The sequence below is a fragment of the Nocardia sp. FBN12 genome (assembly GCF_054031145.1).
Genome location: NZ_CM132926.1, coordinates 1,935,064 through 1,951,413, shown reverse-complemented (window position 1 = coordinate 1,951,413; position 16,350 = coordinate 1,935,064). Strand labels below are relative to the sequence as shown.

General features: G+C 68.1%; 14 protein-coding genes. 9 read left to right on the top strand and 5 right to left on the bottom strand.

Annotated elements, in window-relative coordinates:
- Window positions 1-90: 90 nt before the first annotated feature.
- The 9 genes from ACWZHB_RS09670 (at window position 91) to ACWZHB_RS09630 (ending at window position 12,428) form a co-directional block, all read left to right on the top strand.
- The gene (locus ACWZHB_RS09670) at window positions 91-1,341 is read left to right on the top strand and encodes an oligosaccharide flippase family protein (RefSeq protein ID WP_427909124.1); all 1,251 of its coding nucleotides are present in this window, start codon (window positions 91-93) and stop codon (window positions 1,339-1,341) included.
- Window positions 1,338-2,354, top strand: a complete 1,017-nt coding sequence (locus ACWZHB_RS09665; protein WP_427907590.1) for a CgeB family protein — start codon at window positions 1,338-1,340, stop codon at window positions 2,352-2,354. The genes ACWZHB_RS09670 and ACWZHB_RS09665 overlap by 4 nt, the downstream gene beginning before the upstream one ends.
- Window positions 2,351-3,697 (top strand): hypothetical protein, encoded by a 1,347-nt coding sequence (locus tag ACWZHB_RS09660; RefSeq protein ID WP_427909123.1) that lies wholly within the window; start codon window positions 2,351-2,353, stop codon window positions 3,695-3,697. Before ACWZHB_RS09665 ends, ACWZHB_RS09660 begins: the two co-directional genes overlap by 4 nt.
- A complete protein-coding gene (locus tag ACWZHB_RS09655) occupies window positions 3,688-4,968 on the top strand; it encodes a Wzz/FepE/Etk N-terminal domain-containing protein (protein ID WP_427907589.1) in 1,281 nt (426 codons plus the stop codon). Before ACWZHB_RS09660 ends, ACWZHB_RS09655 begins: the two co-directional genes overlap by 10 nt.
- Window positions 4,965-6,323, top strand: a complete 1,359-nt coding sequence (locus ACWZHB_RS09650; protein WP_427907588.1) for a glycosyl hydrolase family 28-related protein — start codon at window positions 4,965-4,967, stop codon at window positions 6,321-6,323. Before ACWZHB_RS09655 ends, ACWZHB_RS09650 begins: the two co-directional genes overlap by 4 nt.
- A complete protein-coding gene (locus tag ACWZHB_RS09645) occupies window positions 6,320-7,651 on the top strand; it encodes a GNAT family N-acetyltransferase (RefSeq protein ID WP_427907587.1) in 1,332 nt (443 codons plus the stop codon). Before ACWZHB_RS09650 ends, ACWZHB_RS09645 begins: the two co-directional genes overlap by 4 nt.
- The gene (locus ACWZHB_RS09640) at window positions 7,648-9,018 is read left to right on the top strand and encodes a glutamate-1-semialdehyde 2,1-aminomutase (RefSeq protein WP_427907586.1); all 1,371 of its coding nucleotides are present in this window, start codon (window positions 7,648-7,650) and stop codon (window positions 9,016-9,018) included. The genes ACWZHB_RS09645 and ACWZHB_RS09640 overlap by 4 nt, the downstream gene beginning before the upstream one ends.
- The gene (locus ACWZHB_RS09635) at window positions 9,015-10,118 is read left to right on the top strand and encodes a glycosyltransferase (RefSeq protein WP_427907585.1); all 1,104 of its coding nucleotides are present in this window, start codon (window positions 9,015-9,017) and stop codon (window positions 10,116-10,118) included. The genes ACWZHB_RS09640 and ACWZHB_RS09635 overlap by 4 nt, the downstream gene beginning before the upstream one ends.
- Before the next feature lie 276 nt (window positions 10,119-10,394).
- Window positions 10,395-12,428, top strand: a complete 2,034-nt coding sequence (locus tag ACWZHB_RS09630) for an SDR family oxidoreductase (RefSeq protein ID WP_427907584.1) — start codon at window positions 10,395-10,397, stop codon at window positions 12,426-12,428.
- 57 nt (window positions 12,429-12,485) lie between these two features.
- Here ACWZHB_RS09630 and ACWZHB_RS09625 read toward each other — a convergent pair whose 3' ends face one another.
- The 5 genes from ACWZHB_RS09625 to ACWZHB_RS09605 all read right to left on the bottom strand — a co-directional run bounded on the left by ACWZHB_RS09625 (window position 12,486) and on the right by ACWZHB_RS09605 (window position 16,223).
- Entirely contained in the window at window positions 12,486-13,370 is an 885-nt protein-coding gene (locus ACWZHB_RS09625; RefSeq protein WP_427907583.1) for an NmrA family NAD(P)-binding protein, read from the bottom strand.
- An 84-nt stretch (window positions 13,371-13,454) separates the two neighbouring features.
- Complete coding sequence (locus ACWZHB_RS09620) at window positions 13,455-14,648, bottom strand: NAD(P)/FAD-dependent oxidoreductase (protein ID WP_427907582.1); 1,194 nt, start codon at window positions 14,646-14,648, stop codon at window positions 13,455-13,457.
- A complete protein-coding gene (locus ACWZHB_RS09615) occupies window positions 14,645-14,827 on the bottom strand; it encodes a rubredoxin (RefSeq protein WP_379219407.1) in 183 nt (60 codons plus the stop codon). Before ACWZHB_RS09615 ends, ACWZHB_RS09620 begins: the two co-directional genes overlap by 4 nt.
- Entirely contained in the window at window positions 14,824-14,997 is a 174-nt protein-coding gene (locus ACWZHB_RS09610) for a rubredoxin (RefSeq protein WP_427907581.1), read from the bottom strand. The genes ACWZHB_RS09615 and ACWZHB_RS09610 overlap by 4 nt, the downstream gene beginning before the upstream one ends.
- Window positions 14,997-16,223 (bottom strand): alkane 1-monooxygenase, encoded by a 1,227-nt coding sequence (locus tag ACWZHB_RS09605; RefSeq protein WP_427907580.1) that lies wholly within the window; start codon window positions 16,221-16,223, stop codon window positions 14,997-14,999. The genes ACWZHB_RS09610 and ACWZHB_RS09605 overlap by 1 nt, the downstream gene beginning before the upstream one ends.
- Between the last annotated feature and the right edge of the window lie 127 nt (window positions 16,224-16,350).

Below are 16,350 nucleotides of genomic sequence, written 5' to 3'. Positions count from 1 at the left end.
CAGGCCGTCCCCCGCGACACCGGCGCGCATCGACAGCCCGACGACGACCGCGGATCCGGCGGTGGCGGCAAAGACAGCAAGTCCAGCCCGCTGGCCGTCCTGCGTGACATCGGGTTCGTCAGCTTCGGTAAGTACGGGCAGTACCTCGTCACCTTCATCACGGTGCCGCTGATCGCCCGGGTACTCGGCGCGCACGGTCTCGGGCTGCTCGCGATGGCGATGTCGGCCTATTTCATCGGCTCGCTGATCGTCGACCTCGGGATCACCTCGTTCATGGCCGCGCGAGTGCCCGACGCCGAGGAAGACCGCGGTGCCGGTGCGCGATTCGCGGCGATCAACCAGCTGCGCGGCGACTACCTCGCCGTGCGCCTGACCTTGTTGTTGCTCCTCGGACTCGCGCTCGGTGTCGGCCTGGTGTTCCGGATGCCCGAGCCGGTGCAGATGATCCTGCTCGGCCTGTTCGCTGGCGGGTTCTGGTCGATGTCGGAGGACTGGCTGCTGATCGGGCAGGGCCGTTTCGGCGCGTCGACGGTCTATCAGGGCATCGGGCGGCTCGGCTACCTCGCTCTGCTGGTCGGCGTGCTGCCACGCGTGCCGAGCGCCCAGGTGGCGGTGCTGTGCCTGCTGGTGTCGTCGGCGCCGACCGTCGTGGCCACCTGGATCGACACCTCCCGTCGATACGGCCTGCCGTCGCGGCCCCGCGATGTCGGTGAGCTGCTGCGCACGGGTGCGCCGGTGTTCGCCTCCCGCTTGTTGATCACCACCTACGGCCAGGGCGCCGCGGCGATCTACTCGGTGGTGCTGAACGCGGCCGCCCTCGGTCTGTACTCCGCGGGCGATCGCCTCGTGCGAGCCCTGCAATCGCTGCTCGACCCCATCGGTTTCGCCCTGCTGCCGCGGATGGCGCGGCGTAGCTCCGACGGCAACTTCTGGCGCGACAGTGTGCGAGTACTGGCGGCCTGCGTCGCACTGGCCGCGCTGGTGAGCGCGATGGTCTGGGTCACGGCACCGTTGTTGATCGAAGTGATCTTCGGCACCGAATTCCTCGGCGCGACATCACTGCTGCGGATCGAAATCCTGATCCTGCCCGCCACCACGGTCACCTCGTTCGTCACCACCGCGATCCTGCCCGTTCGCCAGGACACGTTCGGTGTGCTCACCGGCGCCGTGATCGGCACGGTGATCGCGGCCTGCGCGCTCGGGCTCACGTTCCACACCCGCTCGGTACACACCCTCGTCTACGGCAGCGTGCTGGTCGAATATGCCGTCGCTGCTTGGTATCTCGCGCGAGTCAGGATGCTGGTCCTGCGCGACCGGCGTAACAAGGACCACCACGCATGAAAATCCTCTTCATCGGCGACGACTGGATCGGCAGCAATGCCCGCTCATTGGCCGACGGCTTCCGGCAGGCCGGCCATGATGTGCTCGTCGTCGACTCGACCACGATCACGCTGCCGACCCGTTTGTCACCGCCCTGGATCTACGCCAAAGTGCGCGAGGAGCGGGCGCCGTGGCAGGTGCGCGCATTACACGAGCGAATCGAACGTAGCGCCGGGGCCTTCGATCCCGATATGGTCTTCGTGTTCAAGGGAATCCATCTCGACCAGCGCAGATTGCTCGATCTGCCTGCCGCGCTGCATGTGCACTACAGCGCCGACGATGTGGCGAACCCGGAAAATCTCACCTCCTCCTACCTCGCGCACGAAGCCGAATGGGACCTCGTGGTCACCACCAAGCGGCACAATGTGCCCGAATTGCGGGCGCGCGGCGCTCGGGCCGTCGGTTTCGTGCGCAGCGCCTACGATCCGGCCTGGCACCACCGCACCGCCCGGCGTGACGGCCGCGACTACCTCGTCGGCTTCATCGGCGTGTGCCGTCCCGACCGCCGCACGGCGATGGTCGAACTGGCCCGGCGCTACGGCGACCGCATGCTCGTCCGCGGTCCCGGCTGGCGGCGGGTACCCGAGCTGCGCGCCACCGGCGCCCACGTGGGCGGGGCCGTCTACGGCGCTCAGTATTCGGCGGCGGTCGCCCAGGTCGGCGCGAACCTGGTGCTGCTGAACTCCGGCAACCGCGACACCCATACCTGCCGCACCTTCGAAGTGCCTGCTGCCGGTGGGCTTTTCGTCGGCGAACGCACCGACGAGCACGCCGAACTCCTCGCTGATACCACCGAGTGCTTCCTGTTCTCCGACACCGACGAACTCCACGACATCCTCGATCGCTGTGCGGCCGAACCGGACAGGGTCGCGGCCGTGGCCGCAGCCGGGCACCGCCGGGTCGTGGCCGACGGGCACCGGTATGTGGATCGGGCACGCGAGATCGTCGCGCTGGCGCAGGAGGTCAGGTCCTGACCGGCTCCGCCACCGTCGCCGCCGTCGCCGCCGCGCTGCTCGTCATCGCGGTCGCTGCCCTCTGGGTGCCCGGCGTCGCCAGGGTGTTCCTCATCGCGCAGGCCGTGTTCTGGTCGCTGTCGTATGTGGCCCGCCCGCTGGTACTGCTCGCGGTGCGGCCCGAACCGCACTTCGGTGACAATGTGCCCGATCCGCGGCTGGCCGATCTCGGCTACGACCGCGGGATCGCGCTGGCCCTGCAGCATGTGGTGTTCGGGCTGTGGGTGTACGCGGCACTCGTTGTCGCCTACGCGATCTGGGCCCACCGCAGACCGCTGCGCCGCGCCGCCGCCCTCGACGATCCGGATTTCGTCCCCGCCCTGCTCGCGCTGTACACGCTCGGCATGCTCGGGCGGCTCGCGGGCAAGGCGTCCGGATCCGCGGGCACCGCCGGTGAAGTCGACAGCGCCAACCCGCTGCTGGCGTTTCTCGCCGTCCCGGCCTCGATCGCCGCGATCGGTCTGATCATCTTCCTGCGCCCGCCCGACCCGCGCCGCACCGCGATCATCCTCGCCGGGCTGCTGGCCGGTGAACTCTGGTGGTCGTCGGTGGTGCAGTCCAAGACTCCGATCCTGGGCGCCGCGCTGGCACTGGCCATCCGGTTCTCGATGATCGGCTGGAACCGGCGCACCGCCCTCGGTGTCGCGGGCATCGGCATAGTGGGGGTGATCGGCTTCGGATGGCTCCAGTCGTTCAAGTCCACTGGTACCGCGGCCCGCGACGCGGCCTCGGTCGACTCGATCTACCCGGCGAACGTGCAGCCGTTCCTGAGCATCCTGCGCCGGTTCGATCTCCTGGAAGCCGCGACCGACGCACTGTTCTACGGTCCCGGCGGCTGGCTGACACCGAGCGAAGTGGCCCAGCACGCGAGCCTGAGCCTCATCCCGGCGCCGCTGCTCGGGCTGGAGAAATTCCAGTCCGGGACCGCATGGGCGAACGAGGTGCGCGGCGCCTCGGTGGACATGAGCACCGTCACGGTCTCGCTCGCCGAGGGAAATTTCAACGAGGGCTACGTACTCGGCGGCTACACCGGGGTCGTCGTGTGCGCGGTGTTCACCTTCGCGCTCCTGCTGGCCTGGTCGTATTCGCTGTATTCGCGGTGGTTTCCGGTGATCGTGCTCGGTCTGGCGATCACCGGCGCCTCGACACTGTTCGAGCGCGGGATTCTCGGCAGCATGGAGAATCTCGGCAAATTCGCGCAGACCGCCGTGCTGGCGTGGCTGGTGTATCTGGTCGTCGAGGAATTCCGGCGCACCGAATCATGTGTGGTATCAGGGGAAATGGAGTCCCAGCGATGGGTTTGATCGATATCTGGCGCATCGTACGACAGCGATGGCTGTTGATCGTGGGGGTCGTGCTGGTGTGCACGGCGGCCGCGTGGGCTTACGCGCAAACGCTGCCGAACACCTATTCGGCGTCGAGTTCGATGTATGTGTCGATGGCGACCGGCACCTCGGTCAACGACTCGTATCAGGGTGGTCTGGCCGCGCAGCAACGTGTGCGGTCCTACCTCGATCTGGCGGCCTCGACGACGGTGGCGGCGCGGGTGGTCGACGAGAAGGGCCTGAAGGTCACGCCGGAGCAGATGCGCGCGCGGATCACGGCCAGTTCGCCGCCCGCGACCTCGGTGATCGTGATCTCGGTGGAGGATTCGACACCGACCGGTGCCCGCGATCTCACGGACGCGGCGGTGGCACAATTCCGCAAGCTCATCGACGAACTCGAGTCCATCCAGCGCGACGCGGCACCGGCCGCGCGGGTGGCCGTGGTCGACCGGGCGCAGGTGCCGAGCACGCCACTCGGCCCACCGCCGAGCCGGATCGTGCTGCTGGGTCTGATCGCCGGTCTCGCCCTCGGTGGCGGCGCGGCACTGCTGCGTGAGCGCACCGACCGTTCGCTGCGTACCCCGGATGCCGTGGGTGCCGCATTGCCCGTTCCGGTGCTGGGTGTGATCGATGCGGGCAGGCCCGGTGCCGCGGGTGAGACGCGGCGGTTGCGCAGCCGGTTGCTTCAGCGCGACCCGGCGAAGTCCGTGCAGTTGACGAGTCTGTCGCCGCGTTCGGAGCCGGATGTGGCGATGGCACTTGCCCGTTCGCTGTCCGACAGCGGACAGCACGTGGTGCTCGTCGACGCCGATACCAGTGGTGGCGGCAGTTCGGCGTTCATCACCAGCGACAGCCCGGGCCTGGCGGCGGTGCTGCGCGCCACCCTGCCCGCCACCAAGGCGCTGACGCCGTGGTCGGAGACCGGGATCGCCTTCCTCCCCCTCGGTGCGGCCGATCAGCAGACGCCGGACCTGCTCGTGTCCGCGCGGTTCGCCGACCTGCTCACCGACCTGACGTCGCGTTTCGACCATGTCATCGTGGAGACCGCGCCGGTCAGCGTCGCCGCGGACGCGATCGGCGTGGCACCGCTGTGCGATGCGACCGTCGGCATCGTCGAGCTCGGTGCGCTGTCCGGACCCGGATTGCGCGGCGCGCTGGCGACTCTGGGCGCCGCGAAACTCACCGGAGCGGTGGTGTACAGCAGACCGTCGGCTCCGCTGGCCCGTTTCCTGGAACGGCTGCCACTGTGACCGATGAGTCTGTCGGGCGGCGGCGTCTGCTCGCCGCCACCTTCGGCGCCGCAGCGGTGCTGCCGCTGGCCGCGGCGTGTGCCGCCGATCCGGAACCGAGTGCGGAGTTCCGGTCGCCGCACGTCAGCGATACGCCCGCGGCCCGCAATGTGCGCGACTTCGGGGCCGTCGGTGACGGTAAGGCCGACGATACGGCGGCGGTCGCGGCGGCCGCGGCGGCCAGGGACCGACCGGTGGTGCTGTATTTCCCCGCGGGCACCTATCGCGTTCGGTCGTGGCCCGACATGCCGGACTACGCAACGGTTCTCGGCGACGGTGGCGACTCCAGCGTGGTGTTCTGCGAGGACGACGTCACGCTGATCCGCTTGGAGAAGCGCAGCCGGGTTCGGTTCTCCCGCATCGGTTTCTATCTCACCGGACCGCGCGCCACCGCGTTCGTCCTGTCGGAATGCTTCCGCTGTTCCTTCGACGGTGTCGTGATCCGCGGAAATCACCTCAGCGACAACCACCCTCGCTTTCTCGCCCAGCGCGGCGTCGTGCTGGATCGCAATACCGGCGGCACCGCGTTCATCAACTGCGATATCAACAATTTCGGGGTCGGCCTCGAAACGCAGTGCATCCAGAACTACGTCACCTCGTCGAAATTCACCAGCAACTACGTCGGGGTGCTCGGCACCGGCAACGACCACAATGCCGGTTTGGCGCTGACCAATGTCGAGTTCGTCTCCGATCGCGATCCGCGCACCACTGACCGGCACCTGATGGTCGTCGGCGCGGCCAATGATTGGTGGCTCACCAATATCTGGTTCGAGGGCGCCGATATCGCGGTCTCGGTCGGGACGAAAGGCGAAGGCGGGCCCGCCCAGTTCGGCATGGTCAACTGCAAGGTGGCCGCCCGTTCGGTCGGGGTCGACCTCGTCTATTGCCGGCAGCCGTACCTGGCGAATGTGGTCTTCGATCAGGAGTCCGACCGGCCCGCCGTCGAATTGCGTATCGACCCCACCGACTGCGCCGAGGGCACGGCGATCAATCTGATCTCCGGTTCCGCCGACGATCTGCGGGCCGGCGTGTTTCCCGATGGGTGGCAAGTGATCGGGCGCAGCGGGATGCGCACGTCGCGGTTCACCGGCACGGTGATCACCAGGGCCGGGCACAGCGACGCCGATCTGTTCCAGGCGCAGGGCAACGACGGCGCGGTCCGCTCGGCCGTTTTGTCCAGTGGCGCTTGGTTATCCGATCACGCAGACGCCGGAGTCGTACTGAAGGATCCTTCGGGCAGCTACTGGCGGCTGGCCGTCGGCACCGACGGCGCGTTGCGCACCGTACCTATGGGCAAACAACGGCCACGACAATGAGCGCGTCGTACGCCTCGGTGGTGCTGGGTCCGGCGCACCTGCACGGCGTCACGGTGCTGCTGCGACCACCGGCTTTCGGCGATTTCGCCGAGTGGCGGCGGATTCGGCTGCGTGATCGCGACTGCCTCGAGCCGTACTGGTTCCATTCCCCGCTGACCTGGGAACAGCGGCACACGGCGACCCGCTGGGTGCGTGAATGTCTCACTGCCCGAGCCGAAGCCAGGGCAGGACGACGGGTGAGCACGGTGCTCGAGATCGACGGCCGCTTCGCCGGGCAGATCGAGCTGGTCAGCATCGACTCCGGCGCCGCCGAGCTCAGTGTGTGGGTCGACACCGAGGTCGCCCGGCGCGGTGCGGGCGGGCTGGCCGGGTCGCTGCTGCTCGACTTCGGTTTCACCACAGTCGGTCTGGAGCGGATCACCGCGCCGATCGCGGTCACCAATGCCGGTGCCCGGCGCGCGGTCGCGCAGCGATGGACGCGGGAAGCGGTGATGGCCGGGTATTTCGATGTCGGCAGCGGCCGCATCGACCACGAGTTGTGGGCGGTGACCAGCGATCGCGTACCCGCAGGTGGGTTCGCCGCCGATTGGCTGGACGGCTACCTCGCCGCGCACCCCACCTCGGACAGTCCGCGGACAGCCCAGACCACGGTGCCCGCGACCACGATATCGAGGTACACGATACTGCGGGCGCGGGCGCGCTACTGCCTCGGCACACTGCGACGTGCGGCCGCCTCACTGCGCGCAGCCCGCCCGGCCGCGGTGTCCGACGAGCACGGACCGGTGACGTTACGCCCCTGGCGCAGCGACGATTTCACGCCGCGCCGCGCCGCCCGGATTGCCGCGCGGCCACTGCTCGCACCCGTCAGTTCGCCCGATGATTGGGCGGGTCGCCATACCCGGCGCGAATGGTGGCGAGCCAGAGCTTCGGCTCGGAAGGGGCCGCGCGGGCGGCACGGCGCGGTCTTCGTCGTCGAGGAGGCCGGCCGTTACGTCGGTGAATGCCGCCTGTTCGATCAGGACATGTTCGATCGCAATGTCCGTGCGGCTCTGTGGGTTTCACCGCAGGCGAGCCCGGACACCGCGGCCGGCGCGTTACGCTTGCTGACCGCCCACGCCACCGAACGGCTCGGAATCTGGCGGCTGACGCTGGCCGTGCCGACCACCGACCGCGTCGGCGCGGCCGTCGCGCGCGCGGCCGGTCTGCGGCACGAGGGAACCATGCATCGCTACCGGGGTGTCGACGGCGAACTCACCGACCACGAACTATGGGCGTTCAGCACTGCTCACACGGTCCACCTGTCCGAGGCCGGAGGGGACATCACATGACAGAGCACCCGATCGCACAGGCCCCAAGCACCGAGCATCGCGGTTTCGATCGCAGCAACGAGCTGCAGGCACGCCTGCACGACCTGATCCCCGGCGGCGCGCACACCTACGCCCGCGGCGCCGACCAGTATCCGGAGCTCATGGCACCGATCCTGGTGCGCGGTAACGGCGCGCACGTCTGGGATGCCGATGGCAATCGCTATGTCGAGTACGGGATGGGCCTGCGCGCGGTCACTCTCGGCCACGCCTACACACCCGTGCTCGACGCGGTCTCGGGCACCATCGCCGACGGCGTCAGTTTCAGCAGGCCGACCGAACTGGAACTGCGTGCCGCACAGGATTTCCTGTCCCTCGTGCCCGGCGCCGACATGGTGAAGTTCGCCAAGAACGGCTCCGACGCCACCACCGCGGCGGTCCGCCTGGCCAGGGCCGTCACCGGTCGCAGCACGATCGCCGTCTGCGCTCAGCCGTTCTTCTCCGTCGACGACTGGTTCATCGGCACCACCGAGATGGCGGGCGGCATCCCCACCGTCGACACCGTGCAGTTCCCGTACAACGATCTCGACGCCCTCGAGACGACGCTGGCGGACGGCTCCGTGGCCGCGGTCTTCCTCGAGGCCGCGACCGCCATGGCCGAACCACTGCCCGGATATCTGGAAGGTGTTCGCGCGCTGTGTGATCGGTACGAAACCCTACTCGTCTTCGACGAGATGATCACCGGCTTCCGGTGGTCGACGGGTGGCGCCCAGGCCGTCTACGGCGTGACGCCGGACCTGTCGTGCTGGGGCAAGGCGATGGGCAACGGGTTCCCGATCTCCGCGCTGGCGGGCAAGCGCGAGTACATGGAGCGGGGCGGGCTACGCACCGATCAGGACCGGGTATTCCTGCTCTCGACGACGCACGGCCCGGAAACATCCGCACTGGCCGCGTTCCGTGCGGTGGTGCACGCCTACCGCACCGAGGATCCCGTCGCGCGCATGGAACAGGCAGGCCGCGCACTCGCCGAGGGGGTCAATGCGATCGCCGCCGACCTCGGCATCGCCGATTTCCTCCAGGTGCGCGGCAGATCGTCCTGCCTGATCTACCGCACCCTGGACGCGGAAGGCGCACCCTCGCAAGCCTTTCGAACCCTGTTCCTGCAGGAACTGCTGGTCCGCGGCGTACTCGGCCAGTCGTTCGTCACCTCCGCCGCCCACGACGCGGCCGCCATCACCACCACGATCGCCGCGTGCGCCGAGGCCGCCGAGGTCTATCGCCGGGCGATCGAGCGCGGCACCGTCGACGGGCTGCTGCGCGGCCGCCCTGTCGCTCCCGCACTGCGTCGCACCGCGGCGCCCCGACAGATCGAAGCGAGCACCCTCCGATGACCCGTGTCGCCATCGTCCACGAACGTTTCACCGAGTTCGGCGGCTCCGAGGCCGTCGTCGGCGAATTCGTCGAAACCTGGCCCGATGCCGAGGTTTTCGCGCCGATCGTCGCGCCGGGCGGCCTGCGCGAACCCGTGCGCGACGTGCACGACACCTGGCTCAGCACGGCGCACACCTACACCGGCCGCAGACACGCTCCCCTGCTGCCGCTGGTCCCGCGCGCGTTGCGTCGAATGCCGTTGCGCGACTTCGACGTTGTCGTGATCAGCCATCACGCGTTCGCCACCCAGGCCGCCCTGGCCACCGCCGCCCCCGTCGTCGCCTATATCCACTCCCCCGCCCGCTGGGCCTGGGATCGCGAGTTCCGCGCGCAGGAGGCCGGAGGGCGCGCCGGCCAGCTCGCGCTCGGCGCGCTGGGCACCCTGGCTCGACGCGGCGAGCTGCGCGCGGCACCGCGGCTGACGCACGTCATCGCCAATTCGCACGCGGTCGCCGAGCGCGTCACCGACTGGTGGGGCCTGCCCGCCTCGGTCGTCAACCCGCCCGTCCAGGTCAGCCGGTTCACCCCCGATCCGAGGGTGGCGCGCGAGGACTTCTTCCTCTGCGCGGGCAGGCTCGTGCCCTACAAGCGCACCGACCTCGCCATCCGCGCCGCACAGCGGGCCGGTGTCCGCCTCGTCGTCCTCGGCGAGGGCCGGTTCCGCGCCCAACTCGACGAGATCGCCGGATCGGAGACGACCTTCCTCGGCGCCACCTCCGGCGCGTTGCTGCAGGACATGTACCGACGCTGCCAGGCCCTGCTCATGCCCGGCATCGAGGACTTCGGGATCGTCCCGGTCGAGGCGATGGCCTGCGGTACGCCGGTGCTCGCGGTCGGCGCGGGCGGCGCCCTCGACACCGTACGGCCCGGCGTCACCGGCGAGTACGTCCCCGCCGGCTCCGATGCGGACGTCGTCGCGGCACTGGTCGAGCGCATGCGGGAATTCAGTTCGGCGACCTACGATCCCGCGAAAATCCGCGATCACGCCAGCACCTTCGCCCCCGAGGTCTTTCGCACGCGGATGGCGAGTACCGTCAGCGACGTACTGGCAGCGCGATAGCGACAAGTTGTCCGAAACTTCGAGTTACGGAAATCTCCTGTCACACATACCCTTTGACCTGCGACGACGGGTGACAATTCCCACACGGTCACAGACACCCGAAGACTTGCCCGGCAAGGTTACTGGCGAGTACGGTTAGTCCCAGCCGGGACGACGATGTGCCCGGTTTCTCTCCAGCCACTTTTACTGCTGGACCTCAACCGTTGATTTCGCATCCACCGCCGCATGCCGATCACTGTTGCGCGACACCGTGTTTCGAGATTCTCAGGAGGGGCGATGGTTTCCTACATCGTGACAGGCGGTACCGGATTTCTGGGTCGGCGAGTGGTGCGAGGGCTGCTCGCGGCCGACCCCACCGCGATCGTGCACGTGCTGGTGCGTGCCGAATCGCTGGCCAAGTTCACCGCGCACAATGCGCAACATCCCGACAGTGATCGCGTATTCGCGCTGGTCGGGGACCTGACCGCCGAAGGCCTCGGCCTCGGCGACGGTGCGCCGCGCGCCGATCACGTGCTGCACCTCGGCGCGGTCTACGACATGACGGCCGACGAGCAGACCGCGCACGCGGCCAATGTCTCGGGCACCCGCTCGGTGATCGAGCTGGCCCGCAGCCTCGACGCCACCCTGCACCACGTGTCGTCGGTGGCAGTCGCCGGCGATCATCGCGGCAAGTTCTTCGAGGAGGATTTCGACCTCGGCCAGAACCTGACCTCGCCGTATCACCGCACCAAGTTCGCCGCGGAGAAGCTCGTGCGCGAAGCTGACGACGTGCGCTGGCGGGTGTATCGCCCGGCGATCGTCGTCGGTGATTCACGCACCGGCGAGATGGACAAGATCGACGGCCCCTACTACTTTTTCTCGGCCATCTCGACGCTGGCCGGCCTGCCGTCCGAACTGCCGTTGCCGCTGCCCGATCTGGGCGCGACCAATGTGGTGCCGGTCGATTACGTCGCCGAGGCGATGGTTCGCCTCGTGCGGCGCGAGGGTCTCGACGGGCGCACGTTCCACCTGGTCAACCCGCGTCCGCAGCCGTTCGGGGAGATCTACCGTGCGCTGGCCACCGCCGCGGGCGGGCCTGTCGGTATCGGCACCGTGCCGGGCAGCGCGCGTGCGCTGAGCGGTCTCGGTCAGGTCCCGGGCGCGAACGCGGTGCGCGACTTCCTGTTCGAGCAGGCGGGTATTCCCGCCGAAGTCGCACCGCACGTCGCTTTCACCGCCGAGTTCGTCGGCGATTCCACGCAGGCGCAGCTCCCCGGACTCACCGCGCCCGCGTTCGATACCTACGCGGACCGGCTGTGGGACTTCTGGCGCGACAACCTCGACCCGACTCGGGGGCGTCAAGCCGCGAACGCGCCCCAGCTCTCCGGTCGCACCGTGCTGATCACCGGAGCGTCCTCGGGTATCGGCCTGGCCACCGCCCACGCCGTCGCCCGCCGTGGCGCGATCGTGCTGATGGTCGCTCGTGGTGCCGAAGACCTCACGGCCGCAGCGGAATCCGTGCGTGCCGAGGGTGGCACCGCCTTCGCCTACCCGTGCGATATCACCGATGCGGAAGGCGTCGAACTGCTGGTCAAGACGGTGCTCACCGAGCACGACCACGTCGACTACCTGATCAACAACGCGGGCCGCTCCATCCGCCGCTCGGTCGCCAACTCCGTGGACCGTATGCACGACTTCGAACGGACCATGGCGGTCAACTACTTCGGTGCTGTTCGCCTGATCCTCGCGTTGCTCCCGTCGATGCGCGAACGCCACTTCGGTCACATCGTCAATATCTCCTCCATCGCCGTGCAGACCAAGGCACCCCGCTTCGCCGCCTACGCGGCGAGCAAGTCCGCTCTGGACAACTTCAGCGAGATCGCCGCCGTCGAAAACCGTGGCGCCGGTGTCACTTTCACCTCTATCCGGATGCCCCTTGTCCGGACCCCGATGATCGCGCCGACCGAGGTCTACCGCTACCTCCCCCTGCCCGATCCGGAGCGAGCCGCCGACATCGTGATTCGTGCGCTGCTGGAACGACCCGACCGCATCGACACCCCCGTTGGCACGTTCTCCGAGGCGGTCGAGATGTTCTTGCCGTCGCTCAAGCGCACGATCATGCACACTGGATTCCGCCTGTTCGGGGAATCCACCGCGGCGCAACGGAAGCCGGGCGACGCTCCGGTCGTGGCCGAGCCTGTCGAAGCGGTCGAGCCGGCCGAGCCTGCGCGCAATGCCCTCACCGTGCTGGGCCCGGTGTTCGCTCCGCTCATGGTGATGCCCGGATCCGCTGCCCGGATGGGCCGGATGCTCCCCGGCGTGCATTGGTGAGCAACCGCTGAAACCCGGCCGGTCACGATGTTCGTTGTCGTGACCGGCCGGTTCTGTTCACTGCAGGTTGGTGCTCGCCCAGGCCGCGAGGGTCGTCGGCGTGGTGGTGAGCTGTGTGCGCGGGTCTTCGGCGACGTACCCGGAACTCAATCCCGCTGACATACCGGCGATTCCATCGACTTGCCCCTGCCCGAGACCTGCTGATCGCAGCATCTCCCGGAACTCGTCGTCGCCGAGGTGGATCGGGGTGACCTCGTGCCCCAGCTGCCGGCCGAGGGTCTCGGCGACCTCGGTGAACGTCAGATCCCGCGGCCCGTGCACCGCCTGCACAACACGCCCCGACCAGGCATCCGACAGCAGCCGGACCGCGGCCACCTCACCGATGTCGCGCGGGTCGACCCAGGCCATCGAGTGGTCCAACGGCCACGGCGTGGACAACGTGCCCGCCCTGATCTCGTCGAGCTGGGTCAGCAGGTTGGTGAAGAAGTAGCCACACCGCAGGTGCACCACGTTGGTCCCGGTCGCGTCGAGCAACTCCTCGGTGCGCGCCAACCCGTCGATCTCTCCTGCCCCACCCCGCTTCTCCGCACCCCCACTGCTGAGAAACACCGTCGCGTCGATCCCGTTCTCCGCCACCGCCCGCGCCGCCGAAGCCCCCATCCGCGCATACCCCGCCACCGGATCACCGTCCACCAGCGCAGGCGGATCGACCCAGAACAGCCGATCAGCCCCCACGGTGGCCCGCACCACCGCGTCCGAATCCCCCTGATCGACCTGCACGACATCGACGAACTCACGCACCGCGCCATCGAGCCGCCCCGGATCGCGCATCAGTACCGTCGGCCGAACCCCCGCCTGCACCAGCAACTGCACGACCCGGGCCCCCACATGCCCGACCGGCGTAGTGACAACTACCTTCTTTGCACCCTCTCGAAGTCCCATAACTCCACGCTAGGGGCCATCGCGGCCAATTTCTGGCCGCGACAGCCGAGAGATGTCGATGGCTTCTTCCCGGCCTACCATCAATCAGCGTGATCGAACGGGGTCGAGGGAAGCACTCGGTGACCACGGGTCTCCCGCGGCGATGAGGGTGCGGGTGGCACGGAGTTCTCTCGGTCTCGACATGGCGACGGCGCCGACCGGTCGGTCGTTGCGCAGGGCGATCGCGAGGAAGTCTCTGGAGTTGAGGGCGCCGTCGATGACCAGGTCGTCGTGGGGGTGGATCCAGCCGGCGAACTGCATCGACAGACCGTGTTGGTCGGTCCAGCCCCAGGGGATTTCGGCCGGGGTGGTGGGGTGGCCGAGGATGGCTTTCGCGGCCGCGGCGCCGTCGGACAGCGCGGTGTTCCAGTGTTGGCCGCGTTCGAATTCGCCACGGCGGGGGTTGAATACGGTGGTGGCGTCGCCTGCGGCGAACACGGCGGGTGCCGAGGTGCGGTAGTGCTGGTCGATGATGATGCCGTCGTTCACCGCGATGCCCGCGGATTCGGCCAGGGCGGTGTCGGGGACCGACCCGATGGCGACAAGAGCGGCTGCCGCGGTGACGGTGCGGCCGTCCGCGGTGACGGCGGTGACGCCGTCGGCGGTGTCGACGAGTTGCGTTGTGGTGACACTGTTCTCGACTACCACGCCGTGCTCGGTGTGAATTTCGCACACCAGCTCCGACACGGCCTGCGGCACGATCCGATCGAGCAACATCGGACCGGCGTTCAGTACGGTCACCTCGGCGCCGAGACCGCGGGCGGTGGCGGCGACTTCACAGCCGATCAGCCCGCCGCCGATGATCAGCAGCGAGCCGCCCGCATCGATCGCACCTCGCAGCGCTGCGATGTCGGACTGTGTCCGCAGGGTGTGCACGCGGTTCGACGCGGTATCGATGGTGCGCGCTCGCGCTCCGGTGGCGAGCAGCAGGCTGTCGTAGCCGAGTACCTCACCGGTGCTCAATCGCACTGTCGCGCTGTCGGTGTCGATCGCACGGACCCGCGTGGCCGGACGCAGATCGACCGCGTTGTCGGCCCAGAAATTCACCGGCTTCAGCACGGCCCGCTGGAACGGGGTGGTGCCCGCGAGCAGTTCCTTGGAGACCGCCGGTCGGCGATAGGGCAGGTCGGGTTCCGCGCCGACGAGCACGATCTCGCCGGCGTAGCCCTCCCGTCGCAAGGTCTGGGCGGCGGTGGCGCCGGCGACACCGGTGCCGACGATGACGATTCGTCCACTCATCCGCGGCTCACCTCCCGCATGTCGAAATCAGCTTTGGCGGCACCGCAGTCGGGGCAGGACCAGTCGTCGGGGATGTCGTCCCAGCGGGTGCCGGGTTCGATGCCGTCCTCGGGCCAGCCGAGCGCCTCGTCGTACTCGAAACCGCATTGGACGCACTGGAACAGTTTGTAGTCGCTCATCGTGACGCGCCTTCCTTCCGTTCGAAATCGACCTTCTCGCGGACACCGCAGTCGGGGCAGCACCAGTCGTCGGGGATCTCGGCCCACGCCGTACCGGGGGCGAAACCCTCACGCGGAGCGCCGAATCGCTCGTCGTAGACGTAGTCGCAGACAGGGCAGAGGTAAGCCATCAGTTCGCTCCGTACTTGGCCAGGACCTTCGTCCGCTTGCTCGGCTGGATGTTGACCCGGGTGATGTCGCCGCCGTAGTGCGCGAGGACGCGATGGTCCATCACCTTGCGCCACAACGGTGTCAGGTAAGCCAGGCCGATCAGGCTCGCGTAGCCGCTGGGCAGCTCCGGTGCACCGTCCATGTGCCGCAGAATCTGGTAGCGGCGGGTGGGATTGGCGTGATGGTCGCTGTGGCGCTGGAGGTGATAGAGGAAGATGTTGGTGACGATGTGGTCGGAGTTCCAGCTGTGCTCGGGGGTGCAGCGCTCGTAGCGGCCCGAAGCGGTCTTCTGCCGGAGCAGACCGTAGTGCTCGAGATAGTTCACCGTCTCCAGCAGGGAGAAACCGTAGATCGCCTGGATCACCAGGAACGGCAGGATCGACGGCCCGAACACCGCGACCAGCCCCGCCCACAGCACGACCGACATGAGCCAGGCGTTGAGCACGTCGTTGCGCAGCGAGAACGTGCTCTTGCCCAGCCGCTGCATGCGGGTGCGCTCCAGCTCCCACGAGGACATCAAACTGCCCCACACGCTGCGCGGCAGGAAGCTCCAGAACGATTCGGCGAAGCGCGCACTGGCCGGATCCTCCGGCGTCGCGACGCGCACGTGGTGGCCACGATTGTGCTCGATGTAGAAGTGGCCGTAGAAGGTCTGGGCGAGGGTGATCTTCGACAGCCAGCGCTCGAGTTCGTCCTTCTTGTGGCCGAGTTCGTGCGCGGTGTTGATCCCGACGCCGCCCATCGCGCCGATCGTGAAGGCCAGGCCGATCTTGGAGATCAGGCCGAGTCCGCCGTCGATCCCGAGCCAGGACAGGTTGTCCGCGGTCCACAGGTAGCAGGCGAACACCAGGCTGACCAGCTGTAGCGGAATATAGGCGTAGGTGCAGTAGCGGTAGTACTTGTCGTTCTCCAGCTGCTCCATCACCTCCTCGGGGGGATTCTTGCCATCGGGGCCGAAGAACCGGTCGAGGGTCGGCAGCAGCACGTACACCAGGATCGGCCCGAGCCACCACCACACAGGCGCCACAGCCTGCCAGCCGAATTGGTTGAAGGCCCACACGAAACCGGCCGCCAGCAGGGTCGCGCTGGGCGCGACGAGGCCGAACAGCCACAGGTATCGCTTGGGATCTCGCCAGCGCGGCGGTGCGGTCGATCCCGCGTGGTCACCGATTCGAGATGTCGTCATTGCCATTCTCCTGATCACCGAGACTTCGGACACCTACTCGCTCGAAGTCGCCTTCGTTTACACAATAGCCTGTGTTGTTCCGATTGGATACACAGTTGATCAGATTGTCAACGAACGAGCACATCGA

Excerpts from the sequence above, each read along its gene's own strand:
- ACWZHB_RS09665 (WP_427907590.1), top strand. The coding sequence starts at position 1,338 with ATGAAAATCCTCTTCATCGGCGACGACTGGATCGGCAGCAATGCCCGC.
- ACWZHB_RS09655 (WP_427907589.1), top strand. The coding sequence starts at position 3,688 with ATGGGTTTGATCGATATCTGGCGCATCGTACGACAGCGATGGCTGTTG.
- ACWZHB_RS09645 (WP_427907587.1), top strand. The coding sequence starts at position 6,320 with ATGAGCGCGTCGTACGCCTCGGTGGTGCTGGGTCCGGCGCACCTGCAC.
- ACWZHB_RS09640 (WP_427907586.1), top strand. The coding sequence starts at position 7,648 with ATGACAGAGCACCCGATCGCACAGGCCCCAAGCACCGAGCATCGCGGT.
- ACWZHB_RS09635 (WP_427907585.1), top strand. The coding sequence starts at position 9,015 with ATGACCCGTGTCGCCATCGTCCACGAACGTTTCACCGAGTTCGGCGGC.
- ACWZHB_RS09630 (WP_427907584.1), top strand. The coding sequence starts at position 10,395 with ATGGTTTCCTACATCGTGACAGGCGGTACCGGATTTCTGGGTCGGCGA.
- ACWZHB_RS09625 (WP_427907583.1), bottom strand. The coding sequence starts at position 13,370 with ATGGGACTTCGAGAGGGTGCAAAGAAGGTAGTTGTCACTACGCCGGTC.
- ACWZHB_RS09620 (WP_427907582.1), bottom strand. The coding sequence starts at position 14,648 with ATGAGTGGACGAATCGTCATCGTCGGCACCGGTGTCGCCGGCGCCACC.
- ACWZHB_RS09615 (WP_379219407.1), bottom strand. The coding sequence starts at position 14,827 with ATGAGCGACTACAAACTGTTCCAGTGCGTCCAATGCGGTTTCGAGTAC.
- ACWZHB_RS09610 (WP_427907581.1), bottom strand. The coding sequence starts at position 14,997 with ATGGCTTACCTCTGCCCTGTCTGCGACTACGTCTACGACGAGCGATTC.
- ACWZHB_RS09605 (WP_427907580.1), bottom strand. The coding sequence starts at position 16,223 with ATGACGACATCTCGAATCGGTGACCACGCGGGATCGACCGCACCGCCG.